The following is a 21,602-nucleotide window of genomic DNA, read 5'->3' on the forward strand; positions in this document are numbered from 1 at the left end:
GCATTGGCGTCCTCCGCGGACAGCAGGCGCTTCATTCCAGCGAATCGATCAGCGCTTCGAGATCGGCGAGGTGCTCGTCCCACCAGCGTGCCTCGCCGGCGAACGGAAACGCGCGCGGAAACGCCGGATCGTGCCAGCGCGCCGCGATCCAGCCGGCGTGGTGCACCTGGCGCAGCGCGCGCAACGCCGGCACCAGCGCCAGCTCGGCGCGATCGAACGGACGCATCTGCTCGTAGCCTTCCAGCAACTGCTCCATGGCGATGGCATCCGTCGCCAGCATCCACAAGTCCTGCACCGCCGGACCCATGCGTGCGTCATCGAAATCGACCAGTGCCGGCCCGGACTCGGCCCACAACACGTTGCCGGCGTGGCAATCACCATGCAGACGCAGGCGGCGCGGCGCCACGGCGTCGAAACGCGCGCCGAGCACGGCATCCAGGCGCGCGATGGCGGCGCGATAGACACGCTCGCGCGGTGCCGGCAGCAGGCCCGAGGCCAGCACCGCCGCGGCCGGCTGACGCAGAAAACTTTCCACGTCGAGCGCGCCGCGCGCGCGAAACGCCTGCCGCGCGCCGATCTCGTGCACGCGCGCCAGCAGGCGTCCCAGCCACGCCAGCGTGTCGGCGGATTCCAGCACCGGCGCGTGCCCGCCACGGCGCGGATACAGCGTGTAGCGAAATCCACCACGGCGCAGCAACGTGTGCCCGGCGCAGCTCAGCGGCGCCACCACCGGCAGTTCGGCGGCGGCCAGTTCGGCGGCAAAATCATGCTCCTCGGCGATGGCCGCATCCGACCAGCGCCCCGGTCGATAAAACTTGACCACCACGAAACCACCAGCGTCGAGGCCCACCTGATACACGCGGTTCTCGTAGCTGGGCAGCGCCAGCAGGCGTCCGTCGGGGGCATGGCCCGCGGCATCCACGGCATCCAGCACGCGCTCGGGATCGAGCCCGGCGTAGGGTGCTTCACGGCTCATGCGTCGCGATTCGATGCGCGCTCCGCAAGCACCGCGCAAGTCAGCCGCGCCACGCAGCTCAGGCGCCCGCCCGCGTCCTCGATACGGATCTCCCAGACCTGCGTGGCACGGCCCAGATGCAACGGCCGCGCGGTGCCGGTGACCATGCCCGCGCGCACCGCGCGCAGGTGATTGGCGTTGAGCTCCAGCCCGACCGCGCGCGTGCCCGGCGCGCAGCACAGGTTGGCGGCGACGCTGCCCAACGTTTCGGCCAGCGCGGCGGAAGCACCGCCGTGCAGCAGGCCGAACGGCTGCAACGTGCGCGCATCCACCGGCAAGGTGCCGCGCAGAAAATCCGCGCCGATCTCGGCGAGGCGGATTCCCAGCGTCTCGGCCAGCGTGCCACGCGCGGCGGCATTGAGTGCATCGAGATCCGGCGATGTCCGCCAGATGCCCATGCTCAGTTCTTGCCCTTGGCCACCGGCAGATCGGCCTGACGCCAGGCCGCGATGCCACCCGCCAGACTATGCACATTCTTGAAACCGGCCTGCACCAGGCGTTTGGCGGCGCGCTGCGAGGTGATGCCGCTGCGGCAGCACACCACCACCGGCATCTCCTTGAGCTTGGCCAGATCCTTGTGTTCGGGATCGAACTTGTCCATGGCCACGTGCTTGGCGCCGGGGATGTGCGCCTTGTCGTACTCGGCGCGCGGCGAAACATCGATCAGCAGCGCGCTCTCGCGATTGAGCAGGCGCGTGACCGTGGCCGGCGTGGCGTCCTGCCAACCGCGGCGCAGGCGCATGATCTCGGTCACGATCAGGGCCAGGATCAGGGCCGCGAAGGCCGCCAGCAGCAAACCATGCTGGGCGGCGAACGCGGGCAGGCGGTGCAGAAACTCGTGCATCGGGGACACTCGGCGAAGGCGGTAGGCCGGTCATTATCGGCGCGCCGCGCCGCGCGTGCACGAACGCGTGGCGCGGCGCCCTGCGCACGCCGCGCAGCGGCCCCGGCGCGGCATCGCGCGCGCGCCAGGAATACCCACTCCTTCCCGTCATCCCCGCGAAGGCGGGAAGCGCTGCATAACAGCGAAGCTGGTAATCCAGAAGCTTGAGCGCCGGGACTTCGAACGCATGCGCGCGGCCGCGGGCGAGACGATGCGCAAGGGCGTTGACGGGGGCTGGCCGGCGCTGCTCGAACTGTTTGCGAAAGGAGGCTTCGAGGGGCGCACACACGTCTCACGACATCACACTCCGCAGGGCGTTCACCGGGGAACTGCGTGCCCGACATCATGCATCGCCTCACCATCCACGCTGCGCCCAAGCAGGTCTAGCGCCCAGCGTGGCTTCAGGCAGGCGGCGAGGGCCATGCGCTCACGACCAGAAGACGGCTCCGGGTTTGTTGCTGCGCGACGGAAGGAAAATGACCAAGCGTGCGCGAAGGCACTGACCATGCGCTTGCTGCGCAATCGCTTGATCGCAAATGCTTGGAGCCAAGCCGCGGCTGGTCAGCCGCCGCCGCGCAAAATCGCCCCGATGCATTCAATTCTTGGCGCGCACCAACAAGCCGACCGCCACCGGCCGCGCCGCCGGTGTTGAGGCCGCACTGGCGGCGGAGTGGTCCGAGTGGCACAGTGCGGCCCCTAGCGGCCGGTCGCCCGGGTGGTGGTGAAGTCCCCTTGCGATGGATTCATCGATGCGGCCCGGCAAAGTCCGGGCCGCATATGCCGTCTGTTCAGTCGCTCACCACACGTACTGCAACAGGACCGTGCCGCCATTGCTGTGATAGTGGTGGCCGTGCACACCCAGCCATGCCAGTTTCAAGCGCCACGGGCCTTGGCCTTGCCAGTCCAGTCCAGCCGCCGCGGTCCACGCGCCGCCCGGCAGGGCCGTGCCACTCACCGGCATGGCTTGCGCACCAATCATCTCGGTGCTGAGCGGATTGCGATTGCCTGTGAAGCCCTCGCCACCCACCTGCACCCAGGGTGTCAGCGTGCTCGCGCTCAAGGCAATCGTGCGGCCCAGACGCACGCCCGCACTGTTGCGCCACAGCGTCTGGTTGAATGCGCCGTAGGTGATATCCAGCAGGCCCGCGCCGCTCTCCGTCGTGCTGCCGTAATGGCTGTGCACATAACTGGTGCTGGCGTAGGGCTCGACAAACACGCCGTTACCCAGGCCATAGTGCGAATCCACACGCGCCGCGAAGCCGATGAAACTGCCGGTGCTGCGCGCGCTCGCGGCCAGACCCAGGGTCGGCATCAGGCGCGTGCTGTCCGCACGCAGACTGCCCGCGCCCAGACTCACCGCAGCACGCACCTTGCCGTAATTCGCGATGGCGTACACGAACGCCGCCTTGGGCCGACCGTCCACGCGCGTGTTGCCCTGCGAGCTGGTGGTGTTGTCGGCGGTCAACGCACCGCCAACGACCAGGCCGTGCTCGGGCGCCACGCCAAAGCCCAGCGCCGCGATGCGTGTGCTTTGATGCGTGCCACCCAGTCCGCCGTTGTCGCCGGTGTACTGCACCCACGCGCCCTTGCGCCCCAGCCCCATGCCCATGCCCGGCGCGCTGCCGGCACCGCCCAGAACGGTCTGGAACGTCGAGGCCAGCGCCAGACTGTTGGTGCTGGCAAAGTTCGGCACGCTGCTGCTGAAGGCCGCTGGATTGGCATTGAGCTTCAGCGTCACGTCGTCTGCCGCGTAGCTCACGGTGGGCGTCAGGTAGGCCGCGAAGGCCGGATTGTTGAAAGTGCTGGCAAAGGTGCCCGAGACGCCACCCGCCGCATGCAGCAGATCGTACGTGCTGCCGACGTTGTAGTTGCCGGCCAGCGGTTCAATCAGCAATTCACCCGCCAGACTGGCTGTGCCGCCCACCTGCAACTGGCTGTAGCCGGTTCCGGCCACGGTCTGCGGGCTGACGCCTAGCGCCAGCGTGGCGCCTGCGGATTGTGTGTAATTGCCGTTGATGGTGAGGATGCCCATGCTGCCACCCGGCATCACCGTGCCGGCGTTGGTCACGTTGCCGCCAATGGTGCCATGGCCACGCAGGGTGGCGCCGCTGGCCACGCTGACGTCGCCGGCAATCGCCGCCGTCGGGCTGTTGGCATCGCCGATCTCCAGCGTACCGGCACTCACCGTGGTGCCGCCGCTGTAGCTGTTGAGGCCATCGAGGATGGTCGTGCCCGTGCCCATCTGGATCAAGCTGCCGCTGCCGCTGATCGCGTTCATCAGCGTGGTCGTGCCGGAGAGGTCCAACGCCAGCGTGCCGTTGTCGGTGATCGCGCCGGTGTTGCTGCCCAGTGATCCGCTGCTGCCCCCGTTGCCCACCTGCAAGGTGCCGGCCTCAATCGTCGTCGTACCGCTGTAGCTGTTGGCACCGGTCAGGATCGTGGTGCCGCTGCCCATCTGGGTCAGGCTGCCGATGCCGCTGATCGCATTCATCAGCGTGGTCGTGCCGGAGAGGTCCAACGCCAGCGTGCCGTTGTCGGTGATCGCGCTGGTGTTGCTGCCCAGGCTGCCGCTACTGCCGCCACTGCCCACCTGCAGCGTGCCGGCGTCGATCATTGTCGTGCCGCTGTAGCTGTTGTTGGCGGTCAGGGTCGTGGTGCCGCTGCCCATCTGCGCCAGGCTGCCTGTGCCACTGAGCACGCCCGCCAGCGTGTTGCTGCCACTGGTGTCGAAGCTCAGTGCGCCGTTGTCCAGTACGTTGCCGGTGCCCAGCGTGGCGCTCGCGCCACCGTTGCCGATCTGCAGCAAACCTTGCGCGATCGTGGTACCCCCGCTGTAGCTGTTGGCACCCGTCAGGATCAGGCTGCCCGCACCCAGCTTGGCGAAGCCGCCCGTGCCGGACAGCGCCGAGGCCAAGGTGAAGGTGTTGCCTGCATCCTCGATGTCGAGGCCGCCGCCGGCGCTGCCCAGCGTGACGCTGCGCGCCGTCGTCGTATCACTCGTGCCGCTGATGCCGAGGATGCCGCCGTCCAGGGTTACCCCGCCGCTGGCCGCGCCCAGGTTGACATCCGAGCTGATCTGCAACATGCCGCCGCTGATCGTGGTGCCGCCGGCATAGGTGTTGCTGCCACCCAGAATCAGCGTGCCGTAGTCGGTCTTGTCCAGCCCGGCGCTGCCAGCGAGCACGTTGTCGATGGTCGCCGTCCAGCTTGCACTGGCGCTGTTGCCATCGCCGACGCGGAGGATCGGCGCGGCACCACCGCTGCTGGCCAGGGTCAGCGTGTTGCCGGTAAGCGTGTAACCGCTGCTGGCGAACTGCATGCCGGTGGTCGTGACCGCGCCGGCGCTGTCGTCCACCGTCACCGTGCCCGGCGTGCCGCCAAAGATGGCGAAGCCCGGCAGTGGCTGCATCGCCAAGGTCACATCGGCGTTGGCGTCTGTCCACGCGGCATTCGTGTTCGACCACGTCCCACTGCCGCCACCCAGTTGCGTGGCACTGGCCTGGCCATTGGCGTTCCAGAAGTTCAGCGTCAGCCCGGTGCTGTCGATCAGGTTGATCTGCTTCTGGCTGCTGAGGTTCTGGATGCTCAGCGTGCTGCCCGTGGGCGTGGTGCCCAGCGCGATGCCGCCATTGGTTTCGCTCAGCGAACCGCCGTAGGTGAACAGGTTGTACAAGCCCGCGCCCATGCCGCCGGCGTCGGTCACGTTCAAGGTCGCGCCGTTCAGGCTGAGATTGCCGCCGACGCTCACGCTGTCGCCGGTGCCGAAGTTGCTGAAGGGGTTGGATGCAGCCGGCGCGCCGAATGAATAATCCAGCAGGCTGCCTTGTGCGGCCGTCAGGTTGCCGGCCACCGTCAGCGTGCCGATGCTGCCGCCGGGGGCGAGGATGCCGCCGCTGTCGATCAGCGCATTGCCGCCGATTGTGCCGTGGCCGCGCAGCGTACCGCCGCTGTCGACCGTCACATCACCGGCAATCGAAGCATTGCCGTGCGTGGCATCGCCGATCTCCAGCGTGCCGGCACTGACCGTGGTGCCGCCGGTGTAGCTGTTGACGCCATTGAGGATGGTCGTGCCCGTGCCCATCTGCTCGAAGCTGCCGCTGCCGCCGATCACGTTCATCAGCGTGGTCGTGCCGGAGAGGTCAAACGCCAGCGTGCCGTTGTCGGTGATCACGCCGGTGTTGCTGCCCAGTGATCCGCTGCTGCCCCCGTTGCCCACCTGCAAGGTGCCGGCCTCAATCGTTGTCGTGCCGCTGTAGGTGTTGTTGGCGGTCAGGATCAATTGGCCGACATCGCCGCTGGCGGCATTCAGCAGCAGATTGCCGTTGCCGGAGATCAGGCCGGCAAACGTGCCGTTGGCGCTCTGGTTGAAGATGACCTCCGGCGTCGCGGCGCCCGTGGCCGGGTTGAAGGTCAGATTGCCCATCAGGCTGCTGCTATTGCCGATCAGCGTGCCGCCGCTGATCATCCAGTTCTGGCTGCTGCTGCCATTACCCGTCAGCGTCCAGGTGCTGCTGCCTTCCTTGAGGAAGTTCGCAAAGCCAACGTACTGCGTGGCGGTGTAAGTGCCGGGCAAGGTCGCATCGACATCGCTCATGTTGAAGCTGTTACCGCCACTGGCGTTGGTATCGCCGCCCAGCGCCAAGGTGTCGCCACCATTCGTGCTCCCGCTGGTGCTGACCACGTTGCCGTTTATTACCGAACCTGCTTCCAACACCAGCGTGTTGCCGCCACCGCTGAAATCGATGGCGTCCGCCTGCGCACCAAAGCCATCATTGGCCATGCCGCCGGCAATGGTGCCGCTGTCGATCACCATACTATTGCCCGCGGACACCACACCGGCACCGCCGGTGCCGCCACTGTTGAGGCCGTTGGTGCCAATGCCGCCGGTGCCGCCGGTGATGGTTCCGCTGTTGGTCAGCGTGAACGCACTGCCGTCGACGCCGGCACTACCGTTGCCGCCGATGCCGCCGGTGCCGGCGGTGCCACCGGTGCCGGCGGTGCCGGCGGTGCCACCGGTGCCGCCGGTGATGACCCCACTGTTGATCAGCGTGAACGCACTGCCATCGACACCAGCACCGCCGTTGCCGCCGTCGCCGCCGTTGCCGCCGGTGGTGCGGATGCTGCCGATGCCACCGAGGCCGCCGGCACCGCCGGTGCCGCCGGTGATGACTCCACCGTTGGTCACCGTGAACGCACTGCCAGTGACACCGGCACCACCGCTGCTGCCGCTGCTGCCGCTGCCGCCGTTGCTGCCGCTGCTGCCGCTGCTGCCGTTGCTGCCCGCAGCACCCGTCGAACCGCTGGCGCTGGATGAGGTCGCCAGAGACAAAGTCGCGCCGGCATCGACGGTAACGGTAGCCGAGCCGTTCGTGCCGCCCGTCAGGGTCGCTGCCAACGCGCTGGTACCCAGTTGCAGGGTGCCGGCTTGCACCTGCCAGTTCTGGCTAGCGCCTGTGCCCGTCAGCGTCCAGGTGCTGCTGCCTTCCTTGAGATAGTTGGCGAAGCCATAGAACTGCGTGCTGCCGCTGTAGCTGGTGGGCGCCGTGCTGGCGATCTGGCCAAGGCTGAAGCTGTCATTGGCGCTGCCACCGAGAGCCAGGGTGTCGCCACCCTTTGTCGTGCCGCTGCTGCTGATGACGTTGCCGACCAGCGTATAGCCGGCTTCCAGCTCCAGCGTGTTGCCGCCACCGCTGAACAGCACGGCATCGGCTTGCGTCGGGCTGCCGCCGCCCGACATCCCGCCGCTGATCGTGCCGCTGTCGATCACCGTGCTGCCGCCGGTACCAATCACGCCCTCGCCACCCGCGCCGTTGGCGCCCGCACTGTGTCCCGTGCCGGCAGCACCACCGGCGCCACCATTGCCTCCGGTGATCGTGCCGACGTTGGTGAACGTGGTGTTCAACAGCCACAAGCCCGCGCCGCCCGCACCACCGTTGCCGCCGTTGTATTGATAGCCGATCGCACCACTGCCGCCCCCACCCCCGTTACCTCCCAGGATGCTGCCACGGTTGCTGGCGCTGGTCGCCGCCGTCAGTTGCGCACCATCGCCCCCGTTGCCGCCGTTGTCCATGGCGAACAAGCCGTTGCCGCCGTTACCGCCTTGCAGGGTGCCGGCATTGGTCAGGGTGAGATCACCTTCGGACACCAGCCCATTGCCACCCGTGCCCGCCTGAATGCCATTGCTGCACGCGTCATAGCAATTGCCGCCGGTTCCGCCTGCGATCAGACCCCCCGTCTGATTGTCCACGGTGATCGCATACGCGCCCGTCGCCACGCCGGCACCACCGCCACCACCACTCGCGAGGTCAACCGTGCCACCACCTCCCGATCCCCCAGTAATATGGCCGCTGTTGCTGAGGCTGCCCGACTCCGCGATCAACACCCCTGCACCGCCGCCACCACCTGACCCACCTACTGGAGGGCTGCCACCACTGCCGCCGTAGATCAACGCGCCCGTGAGGTTGCTGAGCGCTGCACCGCTGCTGTTCATCAAGACGGCCGCGCCGCCGCCGCCGCCGCCGCCGCCGCCGATGCCGCCGCTGCCTAAGCCGCCGCTGCCGCCGCTGCCGCCCTTGATCGTGCCCGCATTGCTGGCGCTACCACTCAGCAGCAGCCCCAGACCGCCGCCGCCGCCGCCACCACCACCACCGCCGTTGATCAAGCCGGCTGCGCCGCCGCCGCCGCCGCCCAGCCCTAGAGTTTGCAAACTGCCGCCACCGCCACCGCTACCGCTACCGCTAATGGAACCGCCACTGCCACCGCCACTATTTCCACTGCCTCCGGATGCAACCACATCGAAGCCGCCGCCGCCGCCGCTGCCCGCGGCGCCCTGACCTGCGCTGCCGTTGGCGCCGTAGCCACCCGCACCGCCGTTGTTGCTGCCCGGCGTGCTGCCTGCGCCACCGGCACCGCCGGCAGTGGACGTGCCGCTACTGCCGGCAGTACCGCTGGCTCCGGTACAGGTTTGTCCCGCCGATGGTGGTGTATTGGGGTTGCAGGGTGTGGAGGGTGTGGCCCACGCAGGGAATGCCACCGCCCCCAGGCTCAGCGCCAAGGCGGCAGCACAGGCCTGCGCCAGGCGCGAGTGGCGCAGGCGCTGTGGCGCCGCGTTGCCCGCCGCGCCGCCCGGCACGGCCTTGGTCAATTCCGAAGCGACTTGCAGCACGCCCAGCGCGCGATTCCAGACCAGTCGGTAAATACGGTTCATGCGATCACTCTCTTGTCATGACAGTCGATGAAAGCGTGCGCCGGATCGTCCGGGCACGCGAAAAGGGTTCAGACGATGCGCACGCCGCGCTTGTTCAACGCCGGGTCGCGCCAGAAGGCGTCGTTCTCGAAACGCCGGAACACGTCCGGCGGCAGGATGGTTTCGCGCTCGATCGCGCCCACTTTGGGTCGCACGGTGTGCAGTCCCGGTGTGCCGGCCTTGAGGTCGAAGGCGCTGGCATCGAAGGCGATATGCGCGAAGTCGTGCTCGAAGGGTTTCTCGCCGATGAACGCGTAGAGCGCGGCCAGCGCCTTGCCCGGATCGCCGGTCAGCGTCTCGTACTGCAGCAGCATCAGGTTGGCGCTGTCCTCGCCGAAGAACGCCTCCTTCAGCGCGTTGTAGGCATAGCCGACCATGCCCTCGCCGTTGGCCACGCCCTCGGCGCGCGAGTACACCGTGCCGCCCGGCGTGTAGTTGAAGATCGAGGACGGCTGCAACGCATTACGCCGGATCAGCCGCTCGAGGCTGTCGATGATCCACGGCATGTGCCGCACGCAGGCGATGACCTTGGCCTCGGGATACAGCGTCTTCAGCACCGCCATGCGCGCGCACCACGCGCGGCTGGTATCGAAGACCACCTCCGCCGGCGTGTCGGCGTAGTAGTTCTCGATGACGCCGCGCAGCACGCGCTGGCGCTGCGCGTCGTCGATGAACACCGAGAACTCGTTGCGCCCACTCATTTCCCCGAGCAGGCTGCCGACCAAGCCGGCCACCGGGCCACTCATGCCGGCGTGGAAGCGTGGGTTCTGCCGCAGCAGCGCGGCCAGCAGTGTGGAGCCCGAACGCGGCAGGCCGGAAATGCAGTGGAAACGCACCAGGAAATCCTCGCAAGCTCAGCTTGGAGGCGCGTCCGCTAGGCAATCCCTATGGCGCGCGCGCACCATCAAATCAAAAATGTGATGTGCGCAATTTTTGCAGGTTTCCTGCGGCGAAAGACCACAGAGCATTTTACGATTGCGTATGCTCAGGCCGCCGAGTCTCGGGCCCGACCGTGGTCACCCTGACCATGGGTCTGGATTCGGAATCCATGACGCGGAACCATCGGCTTTGCGAATGGCCGGTATGGCCGAAAAACGACATTCAGGCCAGAACGGAGCGCTCGAAGTCATCCACGGGCACCGGACGCCCCAGCAGGAATCCCTGCAGCTCGTCGCAGCCCATGCGGCGTAGCAGCCTGGCCTGTTCCTCATGCTCCACGCCCTCGGCCACGACGGTGAGCCCGAGGGAATGCGCCAGCTCGATGATGTTTTTCACCAGCGCCAACGTGCTCGTGTCGGTCGCCAGTCGGTCGACGAAGCTTTGATCGATCTTGAGCGCGTCCGCCGGCAACCGCGAGAGATAGCTCAGGGACGAGTAGCCGGTGCCGAAGTCGTCGATCGCGATCCTGCAACCGAGCGCGCGCAGCCTTTGCAAGACCGAGATGCTGCGCTCGGTGTCATCCATCAACAAACTCTCGGTGATCTCCACTTCCAGAGCGCGTCCATCGCCAGCAGTGGTCAACAAGGCCTCGTAATCGCCAATGAAGTCCACCTGTCTCAATTCTCGCGCGGAGATATTGACGGCCAGGCGTGTTCCCATGCCACGAGCTTGCCAGCGCCGGGTAATACGCAGGCTTTCCTGGCGCACCCACGCACCGACCGCGACGATCATCCCCGTGTCCTCCAGCACCGGGATGAACTCCGCGGGTGACACCAGCCCCTGCGTGGGATGCCGCCACCGCAACAAAACCTCGGCGCCCGTCAATTGTCTGGAAACCGCGCCGTACTTGGGCTGCAGATAAAGTTCGAACTCGTTGTTTCCCAGCGCGAGTCGCAGGTCACGTTCGATCTCGACACGCCGCGCCATGCGCTGACGCGCCCCCTCCGTGAACGCCAGCACCGGATGGTCGAGCGACTGGGCTTCGGCCAGCGCAGCGACCAGCCCATGCTCGATGGCGTCAGGGGTCTGGGCTTGCAGTGGCGCCATCAGCACGCTGCAATGGAACCGCGCATGGACTTGCTCTCCTTGAATCATGAAGGGCCGTTGCGTGCACCGGCGCAGCAGCGCTTCGATGTCACCGATGGCGTCGTCGTCGGTTCCGGTCTGCGCGAACGCAAGCACGAAGGCGTCATCGCCGGGGTGCGCCACGAGAGCACCCTCGGGGACGAGGGACTTGAGGCGCGATCCGACCTCGCGCAGGAGCGCGTCGCCAAAACGTCGCCCGCGCGTGCGATTGATGTAGCGGAAGCGATCGATGTCGATCATGGCGATCGTTTGCGATCCGCTTTCCAGGCGGGAAAGGAGAAGATCCTGGAAGGCAGTCCGATTGGGCAGGCTGGTGGTGGGGTTGTTGTAGGCCAGGAACTCCAGTCGCTCGCTCTTGTCGATGAAGTCGCGCGCATAGTCGACTTCGTCGGTAAGCCGTCGCAGCAGTTCGATCTCTTCGTCGTCGAATGTCTGGGGGGTGCCGGCAAACAGGCTCATGACCCCCCAGGCTTCGGCGCCGATGGGTAGCGATATCTGCGCGGCGACGCCGGCACGCGCCATCGCCGCGGGCCATCCGGCGCTCGCATCCGCGCCGGATCCATCGCGGGTCACGATCATCGAGGCCGTCCGCATCGCCTGCATGAAGGGCGGTTCACTGACACCGGCCGGGTCCAATGACAGGTGATCATGTTGTGCGACCAGGGCCAGGATGGCCGGATCACCGGAGCTGCTGGTCATGGTCAACGTGTTCGCCGACGTGCGGGCCGTGATCGCCGCCGCCTTGAATCCACCCTGCGCGACCGCCAATCGGCAGGACAGGTCGAGCAGCTCCGACGTGTCACGAGAACGCAAAACCGCGTTGCCGAGGGCGCTCAGCACGGCGTGGATGCGCGCCAGTTGCCGGATCTTGGCGTCCTGCTGGACGCGTTCGGTCACGTCGCGATCGACGCCGCGATAGCCGATCAGCGCACCCGCATGGTCGAGCACCGGATGGGCGGTACTCTCGAGGATCCGGATGCTGCCGTCGCGATGACGCCAGCGCAGCGTCCACCGATGCCAGCCCCTCTTCGCCGCCATCAGGTTCGGCAACATCCGCTCGACCTCGGCGCGGTCCTCGTCAAGCATCAGTTCCAGCGCATCGCGGCCCATGACCTCGGCGGGCAAGTAGCCGAGGATCTCCGTCACACTGCTATTCACATAGTTGTGGATGCAGTGCAGGTCCATCTCCCAGACCCAGTCCTCGGTCGTTTCCACGATGGTCCGAAAACGCTCCTCGCTCTCGCGCAAGGCGCACTGCATGCCTTGCATTTCCCGGCAGGCGGCGGCGGTCCGCAGGGCCCGTTCGACGGCAGGCTGCAAGCGGCGCAGATTTTCCTTGAGCACGTAGTCGGCTGCCCCCTGCTGCAAGGCCTCGATCGCGGCTTCTTCGCCGATTGTGCCGGACACGAAGATGAATGGAATCTCCGGTGCCAGCTCCCGCACGATCTCCAAGGCATGCATGCCGCTGAAACCGGGCATGGAAAAGTCGCTGAGAATCACGTCGGGACTCGAACGGTCCAGTGCGTCGCGAAGAGCGTCCGCGTCGGACACGCGGGTCGCCGACAGCTTGCGCCCGAGCCCTTTGAGTTCATGCAGGCTCAGTTCCATGTCGAGCGCGGAGTCCTCGACAAACAGGACGCTCAGTTCATTCGCGGTGGACATGTCCATGGTGGCAGCCTGGGCTCACCGCGCCTGTGCCGGCGTCTGGTTCGCCAGCACCCAGTACATGCCGATCTGGGCGACGGTGTCGGCGAACTGTTCGAAATCGACCGGCTTGACGATATAGCTGTTGACGCCCAGCGCGTAGCTCTTGAGCAGATCTCCCTCCTCGCGCGATGAAGTCATCATCACCACCGGTATCCACCGCGTGCGCGCGTCTTCGCGCATCGCCTTCAGCACTTGCAGGCCATCCATGCGCGGCATCTTCAGGTCGAGCAGAACCAGTCTGGGGTTGCCGTTCTTGCGCCCGGCAAAGCTGCCCTCGCAGCGCAGATAGTCGAGCGCCTCGACGCCATCCTTGACCCAGGCGATGTCGTTGACGATGCCGCGCTTCTTGAGCGTGCGCTGGGTCATCTCGGCATCGGCATGGGAGTCCTCCACCAAAAGGATTTCGACGCTCTGATAGTCATTCATGGTGCGGTCTCCGCGATGGGGAGTTCGAACGAAAATGTGGCCCCGTGGCCAGGCTCGCCGACTGCTTTGACGCGCCCCCCATGGCGCGTCACCACCCGATGGACGATGGCAAGGCCGACGCCGGTACCCTCGAACTGCTCCGGGGAATGCAGGCGCTGGAAAACTCCGAAAAGCTTGTCGGCATAACGCATGTCGAAGCCTACGCCGTTATCCCGGACGCTGTAGCGAGTCCAGCCTTCACTCGCCTCACCGGTGACTTCGATGCGCGCTTCGACACCGCGTGGCGCGCTGTACTTGATGGCGTTCGACAGCAGATTGACCCACACCTGCCTGATCAGGGCGGGGTCACCGATGCAGGGCGGAAGCGCTGCCGCCACGGGACGCACCGGCGACGCAACGCCGTCGCTGCGCGCACCGCAGATTTCGTTGATGACGCCTTCGACAAGGCCCTGCACGTCGATCGGCTGCTCGTCCATGGACTTCCGTCCGAGGCGCGAGAAGGCCAGCAGATCGTCGATCAGCGCCCCCATGTGCCGGGCGCTGTCGGCGATCACATGCAAATGCCGCGTGCTTTCCGCGTCGAGGCCCGCCGGTGCGTCTTCCAGCAGCATGCTGGCGTAGCCGGTGATATGCCGCAGCGGCGCGCGCAGGTCATGGGACACGGAGTAGCTGAAGCTCTCGAGGTCGCGCACGGTCTCTTCCAGCGACTGCGTTTTCTGATCGAGATCCTTGTTGAGATATTCGAGCTGATGTTGGGCCTCGATCCAATGCCGCATGCGTCGCCGGATCTGGCCATAGACGACCAGCGACAGGATCAGCGCGAAACATCCAAGCACTACGAAAAGCGCGACGACGATGTGCCGCAAGCGCTCCTCTTTGGAGCGGCGCTGCTGCAGGAGCCGCTGTTCCACCGCATGCATGTCACCGAGAACGCCGAGGATCGGTTCGGAGGCCGTCGCGGCGTAGCGCTCTTGCACCAGCGCCGCCGCGGCCGCAAAGCCCTGAACGGTCCGAGCACGCTCAATATCGCCAAGCCGCGCGCGCCAGACACCGACCAGCGCGGTCAACGTGCGGACATGCGCCTGCTCCGTGGCGTTGTCCGAGGTCATCCGACGGAGCCGCGCGAGCTGTTGAAGAAGATCGGCGATCTTTCTTTTTTTCACGGCGAGAAACGCGGTGTCTCCCGTGATGACATAGGCACGCGTATCAGACAGCACGTGGGCGATATCGGTCTTGGTCGTCTCGATGGTGGTCATGACCGCATGGGTATGACTGACCCAGCCCGCCGTGGCGGTCATGTAGCGTGTGAAGGCAAACGCCATCACGATCGCGACCAGCAGCGCCGCGAACATCCCCAGCAAAATACTCTGCACCCTGCGTTCGATGGTGAGCATCGTTGACATCGTGCGCCCTGGTTGGACGTGATCTTTCCCGAATGCCGGCAAGATCGGTGTCACCTGCGGACTGTCGGCCGCCGCTCGCTGCAGTCGTGAACGGCGGCGGCAGTTTCCAAAACGGCTACGCAGGGTGCAGACATAACCAAGCACTCGCTTGAAATCGTCCAGCGCCGAGGAGCCTTCATTTCGCGATACGTCAGGATGAATCACTAGCAGCTTTGACTTCCTGATCGACACGGCATTACGAAAATGTATTGTTTTGTTCAGCGTTCGCTGGGAACCGCCTCATCTTGCCCTTGGAAAACGTATCCCTTGCCGTGTGCTTCAATCCAGGCAAGGCAGGCGTTGGCGCTCGTTGAAATCCGTCCCCGTGCCCGTTGAAATTGGCCGTGGCATGGAGGCCGAGGCGTCTTGCCGACACCCGCTGCACGCCGGTGGCGGATGGGCGGTCAGGCGCGAACACGGCCACTGCAGCCCTGCGTCGACCCCGCACTCGCCTGTTTGGGACAAGCCGTCCCTGGCTTAGGGAAGGTCTGAACTTGTTCAGACCTTCCTTTGCTTGCCGGCAAGGCAGCCAGGTCGATGGGCGTACGCGCGTGCTCGGGATGTGCGCGCCACCGCACAACTTGACGAAATTTTGCAGCGCCGCCGAGCGGCTGAAATATCCTGTCGATCCGCTCGCTGCGTCCAACACGCGGCGTCTGCAATCAGGCTGACGAGTACTGATCGACGAGGTGATGCGATGGTTCCGACGCGTACCGACGCCGCGGCGGGATTCAAGGTGGAGGCCCTCGATGCGCCCGGCTATTCCGGCGCGGTGTTTCGCATCGCGTGTCCACGGATGCAGGATCTCGCTGCTGTCGGAATTGAAGCACTTGGTGCGGCACTCGGCGCGGTGGTCGAGGACGCGGATCGCCGCGTCGGCACCGAAACCGCGACGATCGTGCTGGAAGTGGTCGACGCCACCATCGTGCCGCTGTATGTCGACCTGGCCATCGGCCACCTGCGCGATCGCCGCGTGCGTGCCGGCGTGATCGTCGTCTGTGACGGCGCCACCACCCACGACAAGGACTCGACACTGCCCGAAGCCTTGTGCGCCAGCGTGAGCGCGGCGAACCGGCACGGTGCCCTGTGGCATCCGCTGCGCGCACGCATCATTCCGGCCAAGCTCGGCATCGGAACCGAGGGCCTTTGAGCACGCGAACCCTCGCGAGATCACCCTTGACAGCTTACGCTCGGCAGGCTCGGCCTTGCCGAGCGCGGCGGACAAAAATCGATCTCCAGCGCCTGCTGCCCGATCCTGGCGTGCAGCGCCGTCGGAGCCGCCGACGCCGCCGCCAAGGCGTGCGATGCGCCTGGATGAATTTTCACCCCGCCTGGGGTTCGGGGTTCGCCGCGCCGAAAGCGCGCGTGGCGCGCAAACTTCAATGAAATGCGCACGGTTGCTGGCGCTGGAAGTTGCGGCACGAATAATGTTTGAAATATCATCTCTACCGTATTTAACATCATGATTGATGCGTGATAACCGCACCACAACTGCGCGCCGCGCGCGCGCTACTGGGCCTCGACCAGCGCCAACTGGCCGAGCTGTGCGGCTTGTCGGTGCCCACCATCCAGCGCATGGAGGCCAGCGACGGCACTGTGCGCGGCACCGTGGATTCGCTGATGAAGCTGATTGAAGCGCTGGAGCGCAGCGGGATCGAGCTGATCAGCGAGGGCCAGACCAGCGGCGGCGGCGGACGTGGCGTGCGCCTGAAGTCGCAGCCAGCCACGTCGGAGCCTGCCTTGCCATGATGCTCGACGCACTCGCGCTGCCACTGGCCGGCGTCGCGGTGCTCGCGGCGCTGGCTTCGGCGGCCGTCAGTCCCGCCGCGGCGCGTTGGCCGCGGGTGCTGTCGTGGCTGAGCTTTCCGCTGCTCGGCGTGTGCGCGCTGGCTGCCCTCGGCGCCGGCATCGACGCGCTGTGGTTTGGCGGTGTGCACCATGCGGTACTGCCGCTGGGCTTGCCGTGGCTGCCGTGGCAAGTTCAAGTTGATCCGCTGGCCGGGGTGTTTTTGCTGATCCTTGGCGCCGTGCTGCTGGCAGTGGCCGTGTACGGCCCCGGTTACGCGCGTGAGTTTCGCAACGGGCGTGACTCGCTGGCCGCGCTGGGCGTGTTCACCGCCCTGTTCGTGGTCGGCATGCTCGGCGTGCTGCTGGCGGCGGATGCCTTCCTGTTCATGGTGGCGTGGGAGCTGATGTCGCTGGCCTCGTATTTTCTGGTGGCGTTCCAGCACGAGCAGGCCGAGCACCGCCATGCCGCGTTTTTGTATCTGCTGCTGGCGCACGTGGCCGGACTGGCGATCCTGCTGGCCTTCGGCGTGCTGGCCGCGGCCAGCGGCAGTTTTTCCTTCGCGGTGATGCGCGCCACGCATCCCGATGCGCTGTGGGCAACGGTGGCTTTCGCGCTGGCGCTGCTGGGTTTCGGCACCAAGGCCGGTCTGGCGCCGCTGCACGTGTGGCTGCCCGAGGCGCATCCGGCCGCGCCCTCGCACATCTCGGCGCTGATGTCGGCGGTGATGCTGAAGGTGGCGTTGTACGGCTTCCTGCGCGTGGTGTTCGATCTGCTCGGCCCGCCACAGTGGGGTTTCGGCGTGACCCTGGTTCTGGTCGGTGGCGGCAGCGCGGTGCTGGGTGTGCTGTTCGCATTGCAGCAGACCGACCTGAAGCGCCTGCTGGCGTATTCGTCCATCGAGAATCTCGGCATCATCTTTCTGGCGTTGGGGCTGGCGCAGATCTTCCAGGCCGCGGGGCATCCGGCGCTGGCGGCGCTGGCGCTGGTGGCCGCGCTGTACCAGGCGCTCAATCACGCGCTGCTCAAAGGCTTGTTGTTTCTCGGCGCCGGCGCGGTGCTGCATGGCGCGCACGAGCGCAGCCTCGATCACCTCGGCGGCCTGTTGCGACGCATGCCGCGCACCGGCTGGTTTTTCCTGATCGGTTGCCTGGGCATGGCGGCGGTGCCGCCGCTGAACGGCTTCGTCTCCGAGTGGCTGACGTTTCAGGCGGCACTGCAGGCGTGGCAGTTGCACGACAGCCTGTTGCGCATCCTGGTGCCGCTGGCGGCGGCGGCGCTGGCGCTGACCGCGGCGCTGGGTGCGGCCGTCTTCGTGCGCGCCTTCGGCACGGCCTTCCTCGGCCGCGCGCGTTCGCGCCAGGCGCGGCGCGCGCACGAGGTCGGCCGCGGCATGCTGGCCGGGCAGGCGCTGCTGATCCTGGGTATCGCCATCACCGCGCTGCTGCCGGGTCCGGTGCTGGGCCTGCTGGCGCGCGCCGCAACGCAGTTGACCGGTGCCACGGTCGCTGGCGACGGCTGGCTGTGGCTGACGCCGATCAGCCCGAGCGCGGCCAGTTACTCACCGCTGCCGATCCTCGCGGTACTGCTGATCGTCGGCGCGCTGGGCGTGGCCCTGCTGCGCCCGCGACGCCGCGCGGCGGTGCGCCGCACCGTGCCATGGGATTGCGGCTTTGCGCCGCCGACACCGCGCATGCAATACAGCGCGGCCGGTTTCGCGCAGCCACAGCGGCGCGTGTTCGCGCCGCTGTATGCGTTGCACGAACAAGTCACACCGGGGCGTTACGAACTTGAAATTGGCGATCGCGCCTGGCGCCGGCTGTACCTGCCGCTGGGCGCACTGACCGATCGCGCCGCCGACCTCGCGCGGCGCATGCAGGCCGGGCACGTGCGGCGTTATCTGGCCTGGTCACTCATTACTCTGCTGGTGTTGTTGTGGATCGTGTCCTGACCCTGACTGCCGCGCTGTTGCAGCCGCTGCTGCTGCTGGCGGCGGCACCGTTGCTGGTGGCGTGGATACGCCGTGTCAAGGCACGCTTGCAGAATCGTCGCGGCGCGCCCCTGCTGACCCCTTATCGCGAACTGCGCAAGCTGCTGGGCAAGGAAGCCGTGCTGGCGCGCACCGCCTCGCCACTGTTTCGCATCGCGCCCTACGTGGTGTTTGCCGCCACCCTGCTGGCGGCGGCCGCGCTGCCGGTGTTGAGCACGCTGCTGCCCGGCGCGCGCGTCGCCGATGCGATCGCGCTGATCGGCCTGCTGGGTCTGGCGCGCATCATGCTGACGCTGGCCGGGCTGGATGCCGGCACGCCGTTCGGCGGCATGGGCGCCTCGCGCGAGATGCTGGTGACGACCTTCGCCGAACCGGCGCTGCTGCTGGTGGTGTTCACCTTGGCGATGACCACGCACACCACCAACCTCGCCAGCATGGCCGCCAGCACGCTGGCCGGCGACAGCGTGCTGCGGCCCTCGTACATGTTCGCGCTGGCGGCGCTGCTGCTGGTGGGCGTGGCCGAATGCGGGCGCATTCCGGTGGACAACCCCAGCACGCATCTCGAACTGACCATGATCCACGAGGGCATGCTGCTGGAATACAGCGGCCGCCATCTGGCGCTGATGGAGTGGGCGGCGCAGCTCAAACTGGCGCTGTTCGCGGTGCTGACCGTGGACCTGTTCCTGCCCTGGGGGCTGGCCACGCGCCTGACCCCGCTGACGCTGCTGGGCGCGCTCGCGGCGCTGGCGCTGAAGCTCACGGTGCTGGGCGCGCTGCTCGCGGTCAGTGAAACGGTACTGGCCAAGATGCGCCTGTTCCGCGTGCCGGGGTTCCTGGCCATGGCGTTCCTGCTGGCGCTGCTGGGACTGTTCAGCCACGTGATCCTGGAGTCGGCGCTGTGAACTTCAGCGCGCTGCCGCTGCTGGATCAGGCCGTGCTGGTGCTGGCGGCGATGGCCTTGTTCAGCGCCTTCGCGCTGCTGGCGCAATCGCGGCTGCTGTCGGCGATCCACGTGTTCGCCTGGCAGGGCGCGCTGGTCGCCGCGGTCGCGGCGCTGACCGGCGCCGCCAGCGGCGATGTGAATCTGTACATCTCGGCGGCGATCACCTTCGTACTCAAGGTGCTGTTGATTCCGTGGATGCTGCACCGCCTGGTGCGGCGCCTGGCGCTGGAACGCCAGGCCGATCCGCTGCCCTACCCGGCGCTGACCCTGCTGGCCGGCGCGGCGATCGTGGTGTTCGCCGACTGGGTGGCCGCGCCGGTGGCGCAATTCGAGCACTCGGCCACGCGCAACGTGATCGCGATCAGCCTGGCCATCGTGCTGCTGGGCATGCTGACCATGGTGGTGCGACGGCAGGCGCTGGCGCAGGTGCTGGGTTTCATGGCCATCGAGAACGGTCTGTTCCTGGCCGCGGTGGCCAGCACCCACGGCATGCCGCTGGTGGTGGAGCTGGGCGTGGCCTTCGACGTGCTGGTGGCGATGGTGCTGTTCGGCGTGTTCTTCCTGCAGATCAAGGACAGCATCGACACCCTGGATATCGACCGCCTCAGCCAGCTTGCCTCCAGTGTCGAGCAGGACGACGACACGGAGCCGCCACGATGATCTGGCTGCTGCTGACCGTGTTCACCCCACTGGCTGGCGCGCTGCTGCTGGCCGCGCTGCCGCGGGTCACGCTGGCCGGCTGGCTCAACCTCGCGCTGTGCGCGCTCAGTCTGGTCGGCGCACTGGGGCTGGCGATCGAAGTGTTGCTGCATGGCAGCCTGGCGGGAGACTCGTTTCGCGTCGATGCCTTCAATGTCTATCTGGTGGTGCTGACCGCGTTCGTCGGCCTGACCACGGCGATATTCTCGCGCCCGTACATGTACTACGTGCACAGCGAGGAAAAACGCGTCAGCCGCAACGGCATGCGCCTGTACCACAGCATGTATCAGGGTTTTCTGTTCACCATGCTGCTGGCGCTGACCACCGACAACCTCGGCATCCTGTGGGTCGCGGTGGAGGGCGCCACGCTGGCCACGGTGCTGCTGGTGTCGCTGTACCGCACGCCGGCGGCGATCGAGGCGGCGTGGAAGTATTTCATCCTCTGCGGCGTCGGCATCGCGCAGGCGTTGTTCGGCACGGTGGCGCTGTATTTCGCCGCGCAGCACGCGCTGCCACCGGGCGCCAATGGCTTGAGTTGGAGCACGCTGTACGCCATCGCGCCGCACCTGGAGCCGCGCGTGATGGTGGTGGCCTTCGTGTTCCTGCTGGTGGGCTACGGCACCAAGGTGGGCCTGGTGCCGCTGCACAGTTGGCTACCGGATGCGCATTCGGAAGGCCCCACGCCGATGTCGGCGGTGCTGTCCGGCCTGCTGCTGAACGTGGCGCTGTACGCGGTGGTGCGCATGAAGATGCTCACCGACGCCGCGCTGGTGCACAGCAGCTCACCGCAACTGGCCGGGCACCTGTTGATGGGCTTCGGTTTGCTGACGTTCCTGGTCGGGGCGATCTCGTTGCACAAGCGCCGCGACATCAAGCGACTTTTCAGCTACTCGTCGATCGAGCACATGGGCTTGATGACTTTCGGCTTCGGCGTGGGCGGCCCGCTGGCCACTTTCGCCGCACTGCTACACATGCTGGTGCACTCGCTGACCAAGAGCTCGATCTTCATCAGCGTCGGCCATGCCACGCACATCGCGCACTCGCAGCGCATCGAGCGCATCCGCGGCCTGATCCGCACCCAGCCGGCGGTGGGCTGGAGCCTGCTGCTGGGCGTGGTCGCGATCGCCGGCTTTCCGCCATTCGGCATCTTCACCAGCGAGTTCCTGCTGCTGGTGGCGACGATGCAAGCGTGGCCGTGGCTGACGCCGCTGCTGGTGCTGGGCCTGCTGGTGGCGCTCGCCGGATTGTTCCGCGCGGTGCAACCCATGGTGTTCGGCGCCGCGCCGCCAGGCCAGTACCCGGTGCGCGCCAACATGCTGCCGGTGATCCTGCAACTGGCCATGGTGCTGGTACTCGGCATCGCCATTCCGGGCGTGCTTGCGCACTGGCTGGATCAGGCCACGCTATTGATCTCGGGGAGGCCGCTGCTGTGAGCACCGC

At 66.8% G+C, this 21,602-nt stretch carries 14 protein-coding genes; 6 read left to right on the forward strand and 8 right to left on the reverse strand.

The genetic code is table 11. The annotated features are described in order from the left end of the window. Positions 1 to 31: 31 nt before the first annotated feature. From ACYDAT_RS06560 to ACYDAT_RS06595, 8 genes are all read right to left on the reverse strand, one after another. Positions 32 to 976: a serine/threonine protein kinase gene (locus tag ACYDAT_RS06560; protein WP_461440556.1), complete on the reverse strand. Its 945-nt coding sequence runs from the start codon at positions 974 to 976 to the stop codon at positions 32 to 34. Next, positions 973 to 1,413: a hotdog fold thioesterase gene (locus ACYDAT_RS06565; RefSeq protein ID WP_461440555.1), complete on the reverse strand. Its 441-nt coding sequence runs from the start codon at positions 1,411 to 1,413 to the stop codon at positions 973 to 975. The genes ACYDAT_RS06560 and ACYDAT_RS06565 overlap by 4 nt, the downstream gene beginning before the upstream one ends. Before the next feature lie 2 nt (positions 1,414 to 1,415). After that, complete coding sequence (locus ACYDAT_RS06570; protein ID WP_461449117.1) at positions 1,416 to 1,859, reverse strand: rhodanese-like domain-containing protein; 444 nt, start codon at positions 1,857 to 1,859, stop codon at positions 1,416 to 1,418. Between the two features lie 835 nt (positions 1,860 to 2,694). Then, on the reverse strand, positions 2,695 to 9,105 hold the full coding sequence (locus ACYDAT_RS06575; RefSeq protein WP_461449119.1) for an autotransporter-associated beta strand repeat-containing protein: 6,411 nt from the start codon (positions 9,103 to 9,105) through the stop codon (positions 2,695 to 2,697). 68 nt (positions 9,106 to 9,173) lie between these two features. Then, positions 9,174 to 9,980, reverse strand: coding sequence for a sulfotransferase family protein (locus ACYDAT_RS06580; RefSeq protein ID WP_461449121.1), 807 nt, complete (start codon positions 9,978 to 9,980; stop codon positions 9,174 to 9,176). A 265-nt stretch (positions 9,981 to 10,245) separates the two neighbouring features. Further along, on the reverse strand, positions 10,246 to 12,837 hold the full coding sequence (locus tag ACYDAT_RS06585; RefSeq protein WP_461449123.1) for a sensor domain-containing protein: 2,592 nt from the start codon (positions 12,835 to 12,837) through the stop codon (positions 10,246 to 10,248). Positions 12,838 to 12,852: 15 nt separating this feature from the next. Next, the gene (locus tag ACYDAT_RS06590; protein WP_461440246.1) at positions 12,853 to 13,302 is read right to left on the reverse strand and encodes a response regulator; all 450 of its coding nucleotides are present in this window, start codon (positions 13,300 to 13,302) and stop codon (positions 12,853 to 12,855) included. Next, entirely contained in the window at positions 13,299 to 14,696 is a 1,398-nt protein-coding gene (locus tag ACYDAT_RS06595) for a sensor histidine kinase (protein ID WP_461449125.1), read from the reverse strand. The genes ACYDAT_RS06590 and ACYDAT_RS06595 overlap by 4 nt, the downstream gene beginning before the upstream one ends. 745 nt (positions 14,697 to 15,441) lie before the next feature. Between ACYDAT_RS06595 and ACYDAT_RS06600 the strand changes: the two genes are divergently transcribed. The 6 genes from ACYDAT_RS06600 to ACYDAT_RS06625 all read left to right on the forward strand — a co-directional run bounded on the left by ACYDAT_RS06600 (position 15,442) and on the right by ACYDAT_RS06625 (position 21,595). Further along, entirely contained in the window at positions 15,442 to 15,894 is a 453-nt protein-coding gene (locus ACYDAT_RS06600) for a hypothetical protein (protein WP_461449127.1), read from the forward strand. A 323-nt stretch (positions 15,895 to 16,217) separates the two neighbouring features. Then, positions 16,218 to 16,493 (forward strand): helix-turn-helix domain-containing protein, encoded by a 276-nt coding sequence (locus ACYDAT_RS06605; protein ID WP_461449129.1) that lies wholly within the window; start codon positions 16,218 to 16,220, stop codon positions 16,491 to 16,493. After that, positions 16,490 to 18,481, forward strand: a complete 1,992-nt coding sequence (gene hyfB, locus ACYDAT_RS06610; protein WP_461440242.1) for a hydrogenase 4 subunit B — start codon at positions 16,490 to 16,492, stop codon at positions 18,479 to 18,481. Before ACYDAT_RS06605 ends, hyfB begins: the two co-directional genes overlap by 4 nt. Next, positions 18,466 to 19,422 carry a respiratory chain complex I subunit 1 family protein gene (locus ACYDAT_RS06615; RefSeq protein WP_461440241.1) on the forward strand — a complete coding sequence of 319 codons (957 nt, stop codon included), beginning with the start codon at positions 18,466 to 18,468 and terminating at the stop codon, positions 19,420 to 19,422. The genes hyfB and ACYDAT_RS06615 overlap by 16 nt, the downstream gene beginning before the upstream one ends. Next, a complete protein-coding gene (locus ACYDAT_RS06620) occupies positions 19,419 to 20,123 on the forward strand; it encodes a formate hydrogenlyase (protein WP_461441527.1) in 705 nt (234 codons plus the stop codon). The genes ACYDAT_RS06615 and ACYDAT_RS06620 overlap by 4 nt, the downstream gene beginning before the upstream one ends. Then, a complete protein-coding gene (locus tag ACYDAT_RS06625; RefSeq protein ID WP_461440386.1) occupies positions 20,120 to 21,595 on the forward strand; it encodes a hydrogenase 4 subunit F in 1,476 nt (491 codons plus the stop codon). The genes ACYDAT_RS06620 and ACYDAT_RS06625 overlap by 4 nt, the downstream gene beginning before the upstream one ends. The last annotated feature ends 7 nt before the right edge of the window (positions 21,596 to 21,602 follow it).

Source organism: Metallibacterium sp., assembly GCF_054637675.1.

Excerpts from the sequence above, each read along its gene's own strand:
- ACYDAT_RS06560 (WP_461440556.1), bottom strand. The coding sequence starts at position 976 with ATGAGCCGTGAAGCACCCTACGCCGGGCTCGATCCCGAGCGCGTGCTG.
- ACYDAT_RS06565 (WP_461440555.1), bottom strand. The coding sequence starts at position 1,413 with ATGGGCATCTGGCGGACATCGCCGGATCTCGATGCACTCAATGCCGCC.
- ACYDAT_RS06570 (WP_461449117.1), bottom strand. The coding sequence starts at position 1,859 with ATGCACGAGTTTCTGCACCGCCTGCCCGCGTTCGCCGCCCAGCATGGT.
- ACYDAT_RS06575 (WP_461449119.1), bottom strand. The coding sequence starts at position 9,105 with ATGAACCGTATTTACCGACTGGTCTGGAATCGCGCGCTGGGCGTGCTG.
- ACYDAT_RS06585 (WP_461449123.1), bottom strand. The coding sequence starts at position 12,837 with ATGGACATGTCCACCGCGAATGAACTGAGCGTCCTGTTTGTCGAGGAC.
- ACYDAT_RS06590 (WP_461440246.1), bottom strand. The coding sequence starts at position 13,302 with ATGAATGACTATCAGAGCGTCGAAATCCTTTTGGTGGAGGACTCCCAT.
- ACYDAT_RS06595 (WP_461449125.1), bottom strand. The coding sequence starts at position 14,696 with ATGCTCACCATCGAACGCAGGGTGCAGAGTATTTTGCTGGGGATGTTC.
- ACYDAT_RS06600 (WP_461449127.1), top strand. The coding sequence starts at position 15,442 with ATGGTTCCGACGCGTACCGACGCCGCGGCGGGATTCAAGGTGGAGGCC.
- hyfB (WP_461440242.1), top strand. The coding sequence starts at position 16,490 with ATGATGCTCGACGCACTCGCGCTGCCACTGGCCGGCGTCGCGGTGCTC.
- ACYDAT_RS06625 (WP_461440386.1), top strand. The coding sequence starts at position 20,120 with ATGATCTGGCTGCTGCTGACCGTGTTCACCCCACTGGCTGGCGCGCTG.